We start from the raw sequence: 15167 nt of genomic DNA on the forward strand, positions 1-15167 counted from the left end.
CCGTTCCCGCCGGGTCCGCAGGCTCACCAAGCGCGTCCGCCGGCACAACCTCACCCGCCGATGCCGCAGTCGCATCCTCAGGTGCAGCAGCCGCACCCGCAGCCGCCGCAGCCCGGCGGCCCCAGTCAGCCGCCCACCGATCCGTTCCAGGATCTGCCGTGGGTGTCCGACGGCACGCCCACCGCCGAGGAGTTCGCCCGCCGCCGGTTGGCGAAGCCCGCCGAGCCGGTGGCCAAGTCGGGCCTGCGCGGCGCGGTCAACAACATCACCGGCGGCCTGGTGAAGCTGGCCCCGGGCCGGCACGAGGTCGAGCGCAAGCAGGACGTCGAGATGGTCCGCCGCAACTTCGGCGGCCTGCGCCAGGTCACCGTCGTCAACCCGAAGGGCGGCGCCGGCAAGACGGTGGCCGTGCTCCTGCTGGCGATGACGTTCGGCCAGAACCGCGGCGGATATGTGCTGGCCTGGGACAACAACGAGACCCAGGGCACCCTCGGCATGCGCGCCCAGCAGGACTTCCACGCCCGCACCGTCCGCGACATGATGCGCGACCTGCACCTGTTCCGCGGCGCCCACGGCCGCGTCGGCGACCTGTCCCAATATGTCCGCGCCCAGGGCGAGGGCATGTTCGACGTGCTCGCCTCGGACGAGTCCGCCACCGCCGGCGAGATGCTCACCGCGGACGCCTTCGCCGAGATCCGCGAGATCGTGAGCCGCTTCTACAAACTGATCTTTGTGGACACCGGCAACAACGTCCGAGCCCAGAACTGGCAGGCCGCCATGGACGCGACCGACCAGCTGGTGATCACGATGTCGGCCCGTAACGACTCCGCCGAGACCGCCGCCCGCATGCTCGACCACCTGGAGCAGAGCGGCCGCCAGCGCCTGGTCCGCCAGGCCGTCAGCGTCGTCTCGATGCCCCCCACCCGCAAGGACATCGACCTGCCCGCCATCCAGCGCCACTTCGCCGCCCGCACCCGAGCGGTCCTGCTGGCCCCCTACGAGAAGCTGATCGACTCCGGCGAGCCCCTCCGCTACGGCTCCCTGTCATCGAACACCCGAGACGCCTGGCTCAAGATCGCCGCCGCCGTAGCCGAAGGCCTCTGACACCCCACAGCCCACACAGCACCACCGGCGCAGCGCCGCACCAGACGCGGCGCGCGCCGCGTTGCAGCCACGGCCCACACTCGGCGCGCGCCGCGTGACCCCAGCGCGCGCCGACGGCGGGCGGGCGGTCAGGACAGGGCGTCGGCCGCGGCAGGGTCGCTGTCGCGGAGGAACTGGGCGCAGCGCGCCGCCTCGTCCGCCTCACCGATCTCGGCCGCCGCGAGCGACAGGCTGTGGAGGCACCGCAGGAAGCCCTGGTTGGGCGCGTGCGCCCACGGAACCGGCCCGTGCCCCTTCCACCCGTTGCGCCGAAGCGCGTCGAGCCCGCGGTGGTATCCGGTGCGGGCGTAGGCGTAAGCGGTCACCGGCTCACCCGCGGCGAGCGCGTCGGCGGCCAGCGCGGCCCAGCCACCGCTGTAGGCGGGATGCGCCGCGGCGACGGTCTTGAGAGCGTCGGTGGTGCCGGCCTGGGTGGCCTCCGCGAGGGCCTTGTCGGCCTCTTCATCGGCGGGCAGCAGCGTGGCCGGCGGCTCGGGAAGGAGGTTCTGCATGACCTTATTCAACCCGTCCCGTCCCCGTTGATTCCGCTCAGCCCCGATCCCAGGCGTCGGCGAGTCGCCGCAGCCTGTCCGCATATTCGATCTGCCGCTCCCACCCGGCCGGCCAGGCCTCCATGCCGAGCGCCGCTCCCGCGAAGGCACCCGCCAAACACGCGATGGAGTCGGAGTCGCCGGACGACGCCGCGCCCCGGCCGAGCACCGCCACCGGCTCCTCCGGCGAGATCAGGTAGCAGTACAGCGCCGTCGCCAGCGCCTCCTCGGCGATCCACCCCTCGCCCGTGGCCAGGCACGGGTCGCCCTCGAAGTCGCCCGCCGCCAGGGCGGTCGCGACCCGGTCGAGCGCCGCGGCCGTCTCCGCCCACCCCACGGCGATGAACTCCTCGGCCGACCCGGCGCCCGACCGCTGCCACAGGTCGCCGAGCCACTCCTCGCGATACACCTTCCGCTGGCTGTCACAGCGTTCCCGCAGCGCGGCGAGCAGATCCCCGGGCGCCAGGCCGTCGGCGAGCCACCGCACCGCGTACGCGGTCAGCTCACTCGCCGCCAGCCCCGTCGGGTGCCCGTGCGTGAGCCCGGCCTGGAGCTGCGCCGCGCCCGCCCGCTGATCGTCACTCAGACCCGGCACCAGCCCGACCGGCGTGACCCGCATGTTCGCCCCACAGCCCTTCGACCCCGCCTGGGTCGCCTGCTGCCATGGCTTTCCGGCCGCCAACTCGGCGCAGGCCCGCAGGCACGTCATGCCCGGCGCCCGATTGTTGTCCGGGCTCGCCGCCCACGCCGCGAACGCCCGCCGCAGCTCCGGTTCGAGCGCCCGCGCGGTGAACGCCGGCGCCGCGAGGATCGCCTCACCCACCGCCAGCGCCATCTGGGTGTCGTCGGTGACCAGCGCCGGGTGCCCCGTCAGCTGTCGCGGCCCGCCCGGACCGTGGGCAGCGACGATGGTGGCGTAGTCCTGGAACTCGGTGGGCTTGCCCAGCGCGTCGCCGTATGCCAGGCCGTAGAGCGATCCCGCTGCATTTCGCACGCTGGCTACCCTACGGGCATGGTCGGCGATCCCCTTCAGCCCGTCTTCGGCGGCGACATCCCCTTCGACGCCACGGTCAACGAGATCGAGTCGCGCGCCGAGCTCGACGTCCATCTCGCGAAGAAGTCGCTGGCCGACTTGGTGATCCTGGGGCTGCGTCTCGATCTCAACCCGCCGGATCTCACCGGCGTGGACGTGCGCGGTGCGCTCTTCATCGGCTGCCGCCTGGCGAGCGACGACGTCGAGATCGACCTCATCAGGCGCGGCGCCCATCTGGTCCCGCCTTTCGACGCGCGGCCCTACCCGACCCACCCGGCCACCCTCTACACGCCCGAGGACCTGGCCTTCGGCTTCGCCCACGGCGGTTTCGCCGGTATGTACGACACTCAGGTCTACGAGCACTTCCTCGCGCACGGCGGCGCGTCCCCGGACATCCGCGAGGCGATCGCGCAGCGGTTGCACGACGCCGGCATCGACAACGCCCTGGGCAAGGCCCTCGCCGCCTGGGTGCACGGCCGCGGCGTGGCGGGCGCTGTGGGGATCATGGGAGGGCACGCGGCCCCGCGCGGTTCCGCCGCCTATCGCATGGCGGCGACGCTGGCCTGGCGGCTGGCGTCGGTGGGCCGGCTGGTCGTGACCGGCGGCGGGCCGGGCGTGATGGAGGCGGCCAACCTCGGCGCCTATTTCGCCGCGCGCCCGGCGACCCAGCTGGGCCAGGCGATCGAGATGCTGTCGGCCGCGCCGCATTTCGCCGACCACGATCCCTACACGGCGCGGGCTCTCGACGTACGCAAGAGGTTTCCCGCTCCGCCCAAGGCTGTGGCCGACGTCGTCGGCCGGCTGCGGCACGGCGGCCTCGCGCTGCCGACCTGGCTCTACGGTCATGAGCCGGCCAACCTTTTCGCCGGCCAGATCGGCAAGTATTTCTCCAACGCCGTGCGCGAGGACTCGATCCTGCGGCTCTCGCGCGGCGGCATCGTCTTTGCGCCGGGGTGGGCGGGCACGGTGCAGGAGATCTTCCAGGCGGCGACGAAGACCTTCTACCAGACCGACGGGCCGTCGGGCGCCTTCGTCTTCCTCGGCGTCGACCACTGGCGTGAGCTGCCGGTCGAGGCGCTGCTGCGTCCGCTGCTGGCGAAGAGCCCTCATGGCGATCAGTCCCATCTGGTCGTGGTCACCGACTCGCTGGACGAGGCGATGACCGCGCTGTCGCACCGGCCCGGATAAGCCGGCGCGGGCAGTCAACCAGTGCGCGAGGAGGCGCGGGGAAAGATCTTGGTGGCCTGTGGATAACTACGCCACGTGCACACGCCGCCAGTTGGTCACCGGCAGATCCTTCTCCGGCACGTCCGTCAGACCGTTCTCGTCCATGGCGTTGTAGACGGCCAGGCGAGCCTCCTCGAACAGGAACTCGACCGCGTGCAGCACCCTGGGCCGCCACTCGGCCGTCGTGATCAGCTCGATGATGTTGACCGAGCGCAGGCGCTGCCCGCGTGCCGCCCGCAGCGCCGCGTGCGGATCGGGGCGCCAGTCGAAATGCTCGTACCAGTCGATGGGAAGGCTCAGGTCGATCTGGTCCCAGGTGATCGCGCACTCATCGAATTTACGATGGGTTATCTCGACCCTTGTCACTCCAAAGTCGAGGATCACCGGTCCATCAGCGAACCAGCCTCGCTCGGCGATGTCCCACATCAGCCAGCTTGATCGCAACTTCTTGCCGATGAGCCGCACAAACCTGGTGCGATGAACTGCCGCCAGGGCCTCGGCGTCATGGTGCCACGTGGGCTCGTAGCCCTGGATCCCCAGCACGATCATGATCCACCTCCCGGGGGACGACGATCGTATACATACCTCTGAGTAACACGGCAACAAGCGGCTGAGTCGTTAGTCCCCTTAAGGGTGGCGGCGGGGTGGTTGGACGGGCGGTCCCCTCGTAAGTGGACCGCCCGCCGTCCTTTCGATTACTTCGAGAGAGTGGTGCCCACCGAGCGCAGGTGCTCGCACGCCTCGACGACGCGCTTGGCCAGACCATTCTCGGCCAGCTTGCCCCAGGCGCGCGGGTCGTACGCCTTCTTGTTGCCGACCTCGCCGTCGATCTTGAGGACGCCGTCGTAGTTCTTCATCATGTGGTCGACGACGGGACGCGTGAACGCGTACTGCGTGTCGGTGTCGATGTTCATCTTGACCACGCCGTAGTCGAGGGCGCCGTGGATCTCCGAGAGCAGCGAGCCGGAGCCGCCGTGGAAGACCAGGTCGAACGGCTTCTCCTTGCCGTACTTGGCGCCGACCGCCTCCTGGATCTCCTTGAGGATCTCGGGACGCAGCTTGACGTTGCCCGGCTTGTAGACGCCGTGCACGTTGCCGAAGGTCAGGGCCGTCATGTAGCGGCCCTTCTCGCCCAGGCCCAGGGCGGCGGCGGTGGCCAGGCCGTCCTCGACGGTCGAGTACAGCTTGTCGTCGATCGCGGCCGAGACGCCGTCCTCCTCGCCACCGACCACGCCGACCTCGATCTCGAGGATGATGTGCGCGGCCGCGGCGTCCTTGAGGAGCTCCTCGGCGATCTGGAGGTTCTCGTCGACCGGCACGGCCGAGCCGTCCCACATGTGCGACTGGAAGAGCGGGGCCTGCCCGTTCGCGACGCGCTCCTTGCTGATCGCGAGCAGCGGCCGGACGTACTTGTCGAGCTTGTCCTTGGGGCAGTGGTCGGTGTGCAGCGCGATGTTGATCGGGTAGTTCTTGGCCACCTCGGTCGCGAACTCGGCGAGCGCGACCGCGCCAGTGATCATGTTCTTCACGGTCGGGCCCGAGACGTACTCGGCGCCGCCGGTGGAGATCTGGATGATGCCGTCGCTGCCCGCCTCCGCGAAGCCCTGGAGGGCCGCGTTGAGCGTCTGGGAGGACGTCACGTTGATCGCCGGGTAGGCGAACGCGCCGGCCTTGGCGCGGTCGAGCATCTCGGCGTAGACCTCGGGAGAAGCGATGGGCATCGGTGCGCTCCTTGCTCTTTGCGTTCGGGAGACAGAGGGCAGGACCGCGCTGTCCTCCAACAGGCAGTATTCCGTAGCCGTCCGGACGATCAGAAATGACCCCGTAACTCGGCCGTACGGAAGTACGCGCGGCCGGTTTGCGAGCATGCTGAGGGGGAAACGTGGCCCCGGACCACACCGGAAGGAAGCCCGCGATGACCTACCCAGGCAGCGACGACCTCGAAGCGCCCGACGCGGACGCCGCCGAGCAGGCGACCGACGCGTACCTGGACGACGACGGCGACGATCCCACGCCCTCGCTCGGCGACGAGACGCCGGAGTGGGACGCGCAGGAGCAGAGCCGGTCGATCCGGTTGGAGGACGAATACCGCTGAAATCGGGCGTGGTTCCGCGCCGGGCAGGTTATCCACAGGCTCCGTAAAAAGGTCGCCCTAGATCGTTTCCGCGGCCCATCATTACGGGCGTGCTGCTCACCCTGACGACCACCCACCGCCCGGCCACCGACCTCGGCTACCTGCTGGTCAAGCATCCCGGCAAGGTGCATTCCTTCGACGTGCCCACCGGCACGGCGTATGTGATGTACCCCGAGGCCGGCGACGAGCGGTGCACGGCGGCGCTGATGCTCGACGTCGATCCGCAGCGCCTGCGCGCCCAGCGGGACGCGTTCGAGCTGAGCCAGTTCGTCAACGACCGGCCGTACGCGGCGTCCAGCCTGCTCGCCAGCGCCCTCGCCAAGGTCTTCCGCTCCGCCCTGCGCGGCGCCTCCAAGGACCGCCCCGAGCTGGCCGCGACACCCATCCCGCTCGAGATCCGCGTGCCGGTGCTCCGCGGCACGGCCGAGCTGGCCACGCGCCTGTTCACGCCGCTGGGGTGGGAGGTGCTGGCCACGCCGATCCCGTTCGAGCCCGAGATCGGCGGCCACAGCCGCTACGTCGACCTCACCCTGCGGGGTTCGCTCACGCTCTCCGCGGCGCTCAATCATCTGTACGTGTTGCTGCCCGTCCTCGATGACGCGAAGCACTACTGGGTCGCGCCCGACGAGATCGAGAAGCTGCTCCGCTCCGGTGCGGGCTGGCTCGCCGGCCACCCGGAAAAGGTGCTGATCGCCCGCCGCTACCTGGCACACAAGCGGGCGCTGGCCACCACGGCGCTCCAGTCGCTCGAGGGCGAGGAGGCCGAGGAGCCGCCGGCCGAGGAGGACGCCGAGCTGCCGGTGGTCCGCCGGCAGTCGCTCGCCGAGCAGCGCCGCGACGCGGTGCTCGCCGCCCTCACCGACGTGAGCGCGACGCGGGTGCTCGATCTCGGCTGCGGCGGCGGCGCGCTGCTGACCGCCCTGCTCAAGGACCGCCGATACACCGAGATCGTCGGCACCGACGTCTCCGCCCGGGCGCTCGAGATGGCCGCTCGCCGGCTGCGGCTCGACCGGATGCCCGAGCGGCAGCGCGGCCGCCTCCGGCTGTGGCAGTCCGCGCTGACCTACCGCGACGACCGGCTGCGCGGCTACGACGCGGCGGTGCTGATGGAGGTCATCGAACACGTCGACCCGCCACGGCTGCCCGCGCTGGAGGCGAGCGTCTTCGGCCACGCCCACCCGGGCGCGGTCGTCGTCACCACGCCCAACGCCGAATACAACGTCCACTACGCCGGGCTGACCGGCATGCGGCATTCCGACCATCGCTTCGAGTGGACGCGCGCCGAGTTCGCGTCGTGGGCCACCCGCACCGCCGAGACATACGGATACAACGTGACGTTCAGGACAGTCGGCGAGGTCGACGAGACCACCGGATCCCCGACGCAGCTCGCACTCTTCGAGGCGGTGACCGCATGATCGACATCCCGGAGCTCGCGCTCGTCGCGCTGGTCGGCATCTCCGGCTCGGGCAAGTCGACCTTCGCGCGCACCCACTTCCGCCCCACCCAGGTGCTGTCGTCCGACTTCTTCCGCGGCCTCGTGGCCGACGACGAAAACGACCAGTCCGCCTCCGCCGAGGCCTTCGACGCGCTGCACTACGTGGCCGGCAAGCGGCTGGCCGCCGGGCGGCTCACGGTCGTCGACGCCACCAACCTCCAGCCGCACGGCCGCGCCGAGCTGGTCCGGGTCGCCAAGGAGCACGACGTGCTGCCGGTGGCGATCGTCCTCGACGTGCCCGAGTCGCTGGCGTGGGAACGCACCCAGGCGCGCCCCGACCGCACCTTCGACCGCCGTGTCCTCACCCGCATGCATCGAGACCTGCGGCGCACCCTCGGCTCGCTGACCCGCGAGGGCTTCCGCAAGGTGCACGTGCTGCGCGGGCCGGAGGAGATCGCCGCCGCCGAGATCCGCTACGAGAAGCTGTTCAACGACAAGCGTGAGGTCACCGGCCCGTTCGACATCATCGGCGACGTGCACGGCTGCCGCGCCGAGCTCGAGACGCTGCTCGAGCGCCTCGGCTACGCGATCGAGCGCGATCCGCTGCGGCGCCCGGTCAACGCCGTGCACCCCGAGGGCCGCACCGCGGTCTTCGTCGGCGACCTGGTCGACCGGGGCCCCGACTCGCCGGGCGTGCTGCGCCTGGTGATGGGCATGGTCGCGGCCGGCACGGCGCTCTGCGTGCCGGGTAACCACGAGCAGAAGCTGGCCCGCAAGCTCAACGGCCGCAAGGTGCAGCTCACCCACGGGCTGCCCGAGACGCTGGCGCAGCTCGAGGCGGAGCCGGCCGAGTTCGTCGCCGAGGCGAAGGCCTTCATCGAGGGCCTGGTCAGCCACTACGTGCTCGACGGCGGCAAGCTGGTGGTCGCGCACGCCGGCCTCAAGGAGGCCTACCAGGGGCGGGCCTCCGGCCGGGTGCGGAGCTTCGCGCTCTACGGCGAGACCACCGGCGAGACCGACGAGTACGGCCTGCCGGTCCGCTACCCGTGGGCGCGCGACTACCGCGGGCCGGCCGCGGTGGTCTACGGCCACACGCCGACCCCGAAGCCGGAGTGGATCAACAACACCATCTGTCTCGACACCGGCTGTGTCTTCGGCGGCGCGCTGACCGCGCTGCGCTGGCCGTCGCGGGAGCTGGTGTCGGTCCCGGCCGAGCGGGAGTACTACGCGCCCGCGCGCCCGCTGGCTGGTCCGGAGCGTCCCGACGAGGGCCTCGACATCGCCGACGTGACCGGACGGCGTCATCTCGACTACGGGTACAGGCGCACCACGATCGCCGCCGAGAACGCGGCCGCCGCGCTCGAGGTGATGAGCCGGTTCGCGCTCGACCCGGCGACGCTGGTCTGGCTGCCGCCGACGATGGCGCCCTGCTCGACGTCGGAGCTCGACGGCTACCTCGAACACCCGGCGACCGCCTTCGCCGACATGCGCGCCGCCGGCGTGGAAAAGGTCGTGTGCGAAGAGAAGCACATGGGCTCCCGCGCGGTGATCCGCGTGTCGCGCTCGGGGGTCGGCGGGGCCGACGCGATCTGGACGCGGACCGGGCGGCCGTTCTTCGGCCCGTCGCTCGACGAGCCGCTGCTCGCCCGGGTCCGGGCCGCCGCTGCCGGGCTCTTCGACGAGCTGGGCAGCGACTGGCTGCTGCTCGACGCCGAGCTGCTGCCCTGGTCGGCCAAGGCGGGCGGCCTGATCCGCGAGCGGTACGCGGGGGTCGGCGCGGCGGGCCGAGCCGCGCTGCCGGCCGCCCTCGACGTGCTCGAGCGCACGGCGGCGCGCGGGCTCGACGTGGCGGCGCTGCGCGACCGGCTGGAGCTGCGGTCCGCGGAGATCGACGGCTACTCCGCCGCCTACCGGTCGTACGTGAAGCCGACGGACGGCCTCACCGGTGTCACCCTGGCGCCGTTCGCGGTGCTGGCCGGCGACAACGTCTCGTACGCGAGCCGCGACCACGGCTGGCAGCTGGCCATGGCCGACCGGCTGGTGGCGGCCGACCCGGGCCTGTTCACCCCCACGCGGCGCGTCGTCGTCGACCTAGCCGACCCGGCGTCCGAGGCGGAGGCCACCGAGTGGTGGCTGGCCCTGACCGCCGCCGGCGGCGAGGGCATGGTGGTCAAGCCCTGGTCCGGCCTGACCGCCGCCGACACGCAGGGCCGGCTGATCCAGCCCGGGGTGAAGTGCCGGGGCCGCGAATACCTGCGCATCATCTACGGCCCCGAATACACCCGTCCCGAACAGCTGGCCCGCCTGCGGCGCCGCAACCTCGGCCGCAAGCGCCACCTGGCCCTGCGCGAGCACGGACTCGGCCTGGCGGCGCTCGACCGGCTGGCGGCCGGCGAGCCCCTGTGGCGCGTACACGAGCTCGTCTTCGCCATCCTCGCGTCGGAGAGTGAGCCCGTGGATCCTCGGCTGTGATCACGGTCGCGGTCGCCCCGCCCGGCGGCCGCGACCCGTTCGGGCGCCTGGCACCGACGTTCGGCCAGATGAACGTGCACCTATGTATGCGCGGGCGGTGCGGAAAGCCTTTCCACAGGAAGCAGACAGGATCCACTTGGGCGGGTGCCGGTACCCTGGCTCCTCGTGGACATCCGTGCGCTCAGCGAGCAGCTCGCCTTCAATCCCATGGATCCGAAGGACCTGCTGCACACCTTCGGACTGATCGGCGTCTGGGCGATCATGTTCGCCGAGACCGGTCTGCTGGTCGGGTTCTTCTTCCCGGGCGACTCGCTCCTCTTCCTCGCGGGCGTGGCCGCCTCGCCCGTGGCCGACTCGATCTTCGGTGAGGGCACGCAGCTGTCCTACGTCGGCCTGCTGATCGGCGCGCCGATCTGCGCCATCGTCGGGGCCCAGCTCGGTCACTGGCTCGGCGCGAAATACGGCCGCCGCATGTTCGACAAGCCCGACTCCAAGCTCTTCAAGCGCGAGTACGTCGAGAAGGCGGAGTACTACTTCGAGAAGTTCGGCCCCGCGAAGGCCGTCGTGCTCGCCCGGTTCATCCCGATCGTGCGGACGTTCCTCAACCCGGTCGCCGGCACGCTCGGCATGCCGGCCCGCCAGTTCTTCCTCTGGAACGTGGTCGGCGCCATCCTGTGGACCGACGGCATCATCATCGTCGGCCACGCCCTGGCCCAGCAGATCTACGACGCCATCGGCGACCACATCGACCGCTACATCCTGCCGGTGGTCGCGCTCATCGTGCTCATCTCGCTGCTGCCGATCTTCATCGAGATCCTCCGCGAGCGCCGCCACAAGAAGCAGGGCCTGTCGAGCTCGCCCGAGCCGTCCGCCGCCATCGGCGTCGTCGCCGCGGCCAGCATCGCCGGCCTGGTCGAGGCCGCCACCGAAGAGGACGAGAACGACAAGCGCTACCCCCCGCGCTCCCACCGCCGCCCCTGACCGACCAGTCCACAAAAGCCGCCCGCACCCGCGGGCGGCTTTCTTTTTGGGCGATGGAGGGGAAAGGCGGCGGGCTTCTCGGATGGACGGGCGAAGGGTGCGGAGCGGCGCGGCGGAAGGGCCGCGAGGCCGGCGCGGCAGGAGAGGAAACGCCAGGCGACGCAGAGCGGTAAGGGTGCGTCGGGCGCGGCGCCCGAGATGAAACGGCGTGGCGGTGAGCGGTGAGCGGCGAGCTGCGAGCGGTGAGCGGTGAGCGGCGAGCGGCGAGCGGCGAGGGTGCGTCAGACGCGGCGCCGGAAGGGCCGGCATGAATCGGTGCGGTGGCGGGCGGAAGGATGCGCCGGAAGGACGGGGACAAATCGGCGTGGCGGTGGCTGGTGAATACAAGAAAGCGACGCCGCCCAGCAAGCCGGGCGGCGTCGCTTGTGCGAGGAGGTCGGCGTGTGCCGACGGTTGGAGGTGAGCCCGGAGGGCGGCGGGCTCCTGGACGGGACTTGCCGGGCGGAGGCTGCGGTGGGCGGCCGGCCGGACGAGTCTGGTGGGACGGAGTCTGACTTGGTGCGCCCGGGTGGGCGGGTCGCAACGGCGCGCAGGCCGATCGCGGTCAGACGGTCAGTGCGGTGGAGCCGGAAAGACGGTTGAGGAAGTCCTCGGGGCAGTCGCGCAGGTTTTCCAGGCGGCCGGCGGCCAGCGCCCGGTAGGTGAGCTGCGCGGCCTCCTCGAGGTTGTGGGCCCGCTTGTGGGCGAGCTCCACCGAGTCGCCCATGACCACGCAGCCGTGCTGACTCAGCACCAGGCAGTCGGTGCCGTCGGCGGCCATGGCCGCGGTGAGGGCGGCCAGCTCGATCGTGCCGGGCAGGCGGAACGGCACCGTGGAGACGCGCCTCAGGTAGAAGGCGTGATCGGTGGTGACGATCCGGATGTGCTCACCCAGGGCGTCGAGCAGCAGAGCGGTCTGGGGGTGCAGATGGATGACGGCGTTGACGTCCGGGCGAGCCCTGTACAGCGCCAAGTGCAACGCCAGCTCGCTGGTCGGCTCGACCTGCGGGGGCGGCACGTTGCCGACCGTCGCGGGGGAGCCGTCGGCGATGCGTACGGCGGCGAAGGTGGTCCTGCTGAGCCGGCCCAGCCAGGAGCCACTGGCGGTGACCCAGATGGCGTCCTCGTCGGGGATCCTCGCGGAGAGGTTGCCGCCGGAGCCGGCGACGAGGCCCGCCTGGACCACGTCGAAACCCACGAAAGCGAGCTGATCGCGCAGATCGCCGTGGACGTAGTTCACCCGTTACTCCTGAAGGTCCTGGGGGTGGACTGGAGGAGGAGAGGTCTTCGGCCTGGCGTCACGCCCCACAAAATGCCGGTGACGCCAGGCGAGTCCCGAAAGCGGTCAGCGCGCCTTCTTCGTAGCCCGCTTGCGCGGCGGGGTCAGAAGGTCGGCGATGGTCGCGATGGCGGTCGGCACCAGGCGGTAGTACGCCCACACACCCCGCTTCTCACGCTCGAGCAGACCGGCCTCGGTGAGGATCCGCAGGTGATGGCTCACCGTCGGCTGTGACAGGCCGAGCGGAGCGGTCAGGTCGCACACGCAGGCCTCGCCGTCCGTCGCGGACTGGATGAGGCTCAGCAGCCGCAGCCGCGCCGGGTCGGCCAGTGCCTTGAGCACCCCGGCCAGCCGCTCGGCGTCGGCACGTTCAATTGGCTCGCCGGCAAGCGGCGAGATCTGAGGCATTGTCATTTCCGCCAACGCAGTTCCCACGATCTCCATCCTTCCACCAACTGCATCGATTCTCCTGCATGTGTGCAGGAACGAACCGCCTAACTTCGAGGCCGTAAGGCCGAGATCGGTCGCCGGGACGGCCGATCCGGGATGGCCGGTAACCCGAACTCCCGATCAACCTTTACCCCTGCTCCGAACTCGGTCTCTGCCTCCTGCAACGCCTCAGCCGCCGTCAGGTCGCTGCCCATCTGTGTCGAGGTCTCGATCCCCGCCCCGGGAGTGAGACGCCCCACATTGTCAATTCGTCGATCCTTTTCCGGTGACTGATCCGATTCGAGCGAGGTCCGCACACACCTCGCCGTCGTCGTCTCAACACCGTGCGCGATCTTCCGGACCGGGCGGCCGGATGCCGGAAGTTCACGACCCGATGAAAGCACGGCACCACGCTCTGCGAGGGGCAATTCAGTGATGAATTTACGCAGGTCGTGGCGTGCTTGCATGTATCGAGCGTACTGGCTGGAACGAAACTGGAACCTTTCGCCCCGGCGGTGCTGAAGGGCACTATTGACGCACAGCATTGGGCCCCTCTATAAACAAGCCTTACAGTAGAGGAAGTCCCTTTCGCCCGATCCCGGGAACATCGATGCAGCTCAAAGCACCTATGTCCTGGGTCACACCGGCCCTGGCCGGCAGATCACCCGGTCGTGGCGCTGGGAAGCTCCTGTGAATCGCGGGATCCGACGTTTACCCATGTAGCGAAAAACACCCTCCGACCGGCTGGCTCAGCGCTATCCGGACAGCCGAATGAGGGACATCGCCGGATGAGAAAGCTACCCGTTCGGGTGACCCATACCCATCAATATGAGGGGGAGATCCTCAAAATGAGGGGGTAACTCACGGGTAACTAGTCGGAAGGACGCGACCAGTACTCATCATCCGACGCCGGGGCTCTGTCGCGCTGCCCCGCCTTCGGCTCGTCCCCCTCACCCGAAGGGACCGGTGCCCCGCCCGCCGACGCCGGATCGCTCGCGGCCTGCGCCTGAGGCAAAGCCCCATTTTGTACGGGGGAAGCACCCACTCCGGCCTCGGCGCCCCCAGTGGGAGCGCTCGCCGGGACCCCGCGCTCGCCCGACGAGACGTCATGCGACGCCGCCGATGAGGCTCCCGAGCCGGCGCCACCCCCCGAAGACGCCCCGGAAACGGCCGCAGCAGCCGGCGCCGTCCCGGAGGTCGACGGCGCAGAGGTGGACGGCGCGGCGGGCGTCGCAGAGGTGGGCGTCGCAGAGGTGGGCGTCGCAGAGGGAGGCGACCCGGAAGCGGACGCAGCAAGGGAGGGATCGGAAGCAGGTGCCCACGGTGTGGCCGCGGATGCCGGGGCAGCGGCCGGCTGGGAGGTCGGCGGGAAAGGGGGCGCCGGCTGTGTGGCGGCGGGCGCAGGCGGAGGCGGCGCGGAATCGGGCGTCGCAGGCGAAGGCGACCCGGATGTGGAAGCCGCATGGGAGGGCTCGGAAGCGGGCGCCCACGGTGTGGCCGCGGATGCCGGGGCAGCGGCCGGCTGGGAGGTCGGCGGGAAAGGAGCAGCCGGCTGCGTGGCGGCGGGCGCGCTCTCCGCGGGAGCGGTGATCGGGGCGGCGGCCGGGCGGGCGTAAGGCGAGTCCGGGCCGCCGGCGTCGGCGGGAGCTGGCGGCTGGGGCGCGAAGCCGGGGTTGTACTGAGTGCCGAACGGCGGCGCCGCGGCGTAGGGGTGGGCCGCGGCGGGGCCGTACGGATTCTGCTGGTCCTGGGCCGGCGCGTACGGGCCGTGGCCCACGGCCGGGTAGCCCGGGTAGGGCGCCCCGTAGGCCGGCGGATAACCGCCGGGCGGCACGCCGACCCCCGGCGCGGCCGGAGCCACGGGCTTGCGGAAGAACGCCTTCGGGGCCGTCAGCACCAGCACACCGACCACCGCGTACCCCAGGATCTGCGCCACCGCCAGCCCGGCGTTCGTGCCGATCCAGCCGCCCGGGTACGCGTCGCTCAGCTTCGCGCCCAGCGACCACGGCGCCGTGTCGCCGCCGCGCTGCACCGCGACCGTGAGGGCGCTCGCCGCGCCGCCGAGGATGCCCAGGACGCAGGCCACCAGCGTCGCTATCCGGGCCACGTTGCTGCCGCGGCGCAGGGCCAGGCCCAGCACCACGTACAGGGCGAAGACGATCACCGCCAGGGCGAGGGCGACCGCCGCACCGAGCCAGACGACGGCCACGTAGTACTCCGGGTCGGTGTCGCCCGGGAACTGCTGGAGCGGACCCTCCGTGACCGCGCGGAAGCGGTCGAGCGTTCCCGGGACGACGGCCAGCGTGGCGATCGCGTAGATCAGGCCGACCAGGGCCATCACCCAGAGCAGGACGGCGGCCACCGTCACCGTCGGTGGCCGGCCCGCCGGCGAGGGCGGCTGCGCCACGGCGATGGGTGACGGCTGGACTGGGTACGACATCGAC

General features: G+C 71.0%; 13 protein-coding genes. 6 read left to right on the forward strand and 7 right to left on the reverse strand.

Going from position 1 to position 15167, the window contains the following annotated elements:
* On the forward strand, nucleotides 1–1104 hold a 1104-nt coding region (locus Ade02nite_RS37350; RefSeq protein WP_369076680.1), incomplete at its 5' end, for a MinD/ParA family ATP-binding protein.
* A gap of 128 nt (nucleotides 1105–1232) precedes the next feature.
* On the opposite strand, the gene Ade02nite_RS37355 is transcribed toward Ade02nite_RS37350, so the two are convergent.
* Nucleotides 1233–1655 carry a DUF3151 domain-containing protein gene (locus Ade02nite_RS37355; protein WP_203774121.1) on the reverse strand — a complete coding sequence of 141 codons (423 nt, stop codon included), beginning with the start codon at nucleotides 1653–1655 and terminating at the stop codon, nucleotides 1233–1235.
* A 37-nt stretch (nucleotides 1656–1692) separates the two neighbouring features.
* Nucleotides 1693–2688 (reverse strand): ADP-ribosylglycohydrolase family protein, encoded by a 996-nt coding sequence (locus tag Ade02nite_RS37360; protein WP_239169331.1) that lies wholly within the window; start codon nucleotides 2686–2688, stop codon nucleotides 1693–1695.
* 18 nt (nucleotides 2689–2706) lie between these two features.
* Here Ade02nite_RS37360 and Ade02nite_RS37365 point away from each other — a divergent pair, with 18 nt between their 5' ends.
* On the forward strand, nucleotides 2707–3915 hold the full coding sequence (locus Ade02nite_RS37365; protein WP_203774125.1) for an LOG family protein: 1209 nt from the start codon (nucleotides 2707–2709) through the stop codon (nucleotides 3913–3915).
* Nucleotides 3916–3981: 66 nt separating this feature from the next.
* On the opposite strand, the gene Ade02nite_RS37370 is transcribed toward Ade02nite_RS37365, so the two are convergent.
* Both Ade02nite_RS37370 and fbaA read right to left on the reverse strand, forming a co-directional pair.
* A complete protein-coding gene (locus tag Ade02nite_RS37370) occupies nucleotides 3982–4503 on the reverse strand; it encodes a hypothetical protein (RefSeq protein ID WP_203774127.1) in 522 nt (173 codons plus the stop codon).
* A 146-nt stretch (nucleotides 4504–4649) separates the two neighbouring features.
* The gene (gene fbaA / locus Ade02nite_RS37375; RefSeq protein ID WP_203774129.1) at nucleotides 4650–5675 is read right to left on the reverse strand and encodes a class II fructose-bisphosphate aldolase; all 1026 of its coding nucleotides are present in this window, start codon (nucleotides 5673–5675) and stop codon (nucleotides 4650–4652) included.
* Between the two features lie 194 nt (nucleotides 5676–5869).
* Here fbaA and Ade02nite_RS37380 point away from each other — a divergent pair, with 194 nt between their 5' ends.
* From Ade02nite_RS37380 to Ade02nite_RS37395, 4 genes are all read left to right on the forward strand, one after another.
* Nucleotides 5870–6049 (forward strand): hypothetical protein, encoded by a 180-nt coding sequence (locus Ade02nite_RS37380; protein WP_203774131.1) that lies wholly within the window; start codon nucleotides 5870–5872, stop codon nucleotides 6047–6049.
* Between the two features lie 89 nt (nucleotides 6050–6138).
* The gene (locus tag Ade02nite_RS37385) at nucleotides 6139–7503 is read left to right on the forward strand and encodes a 3' terminal RNA ribose 2'-O-methyltransferase Hen1 (protein WP_203774133.1); all 1365 of its coding nucleotides are present in this window, start codon (nucleotides 6139–6141) and stop codon (nucleotides 7501–7503) included.
* A complete protein-coding gene (locus Ade02nite_RS37390; protein WP_203774141.1) occupies nucleotides 7500–9995 on the forward strand; it encodes a polynucleotide kinase-phosphatase in 2496 nt (831 codons plus the stop codon). The genes Ade02nite_RS37385 and Ade02nite_RS37390 overlap by 4 nt, the downstream gene beginning before the upstream one ends.
* A gap of 165 nt (nucleotides 9996–10160) precedes the next feature.
* Nucleotides 10161–10976 carry a DedA family protein gene (locus tag Ade02nite_RS37395; RefSeq protein ID WP_239169332.1) on the forward strand — a complete coding sequence of 272 codons (816 nt, stop codon included), beginning with the start codon at nucleotides 10161–10163 and terminating at the stop codon, nucleotides 10974–10976.
* Nucleotides 10977–11580: 604 nt separating this feature from the next.
* Here Ade02nite_RS37395 and Ade02nite_RS37400 read toward each other — a convergent pair.
* The 3 genes from Ade02nite_RS37400 to Ade02nite_RS37410 form a co-directional block, all read right to left on the reverse strand.
* Nucleotides 11581–12255 (reverse strand): class II aldolase/adducin family protein, encoded by a 675-nt coding sequence (locus Ade02nite_RS37400; RefSeq protein ID WP_203774149.1) that lies wholly within the window; start codon nucleotides 12253–12255, stop codon nucleotides 11581–11583.
* A 105-nt stretch (nucleotides 12256–12360) separates the two neighbouring features.
* The gene (locus Ade02nite_RS37405; RefSeq protein WP_014440216.1) at nucleotides 12361–12738 is read right to left on the reverse strand and encodes an ArsR/SmtB family transcription factor; all 378 of its coding nucleotides are present in this window, start codon (nucleotides 12736–12738) and stop codon (nucleotides 12361–12363) included.
* An 856-nt stretch (nucleotides 12739–13594) separates the two neighbouring features.
* Nucleotides 13595–15163 (reverse strand): hypothetical protein, encoded by a 1569-nt coding sequence (locus Ade02nite_RS37410; RefSeq protein WP_203774151.1) that lies wholly within the window; start codon nucleotides 15161–15163, stop codon nucleotides 13595–13597.
* Nucleotides 15164–15167: the final 4 nt, after the last annotated feature.

Origin of the sequence: Paractinoplanes deccanensis (assembly GCF_016862115.1) — a bacterium.
GTDB classification, from domain to species: Bacteria; Actinomycetota; Actinomycetes; order Mycobacteriales; family Micromonosporaceae; genus Actinoplanes; species Actinoplanes deccanensis.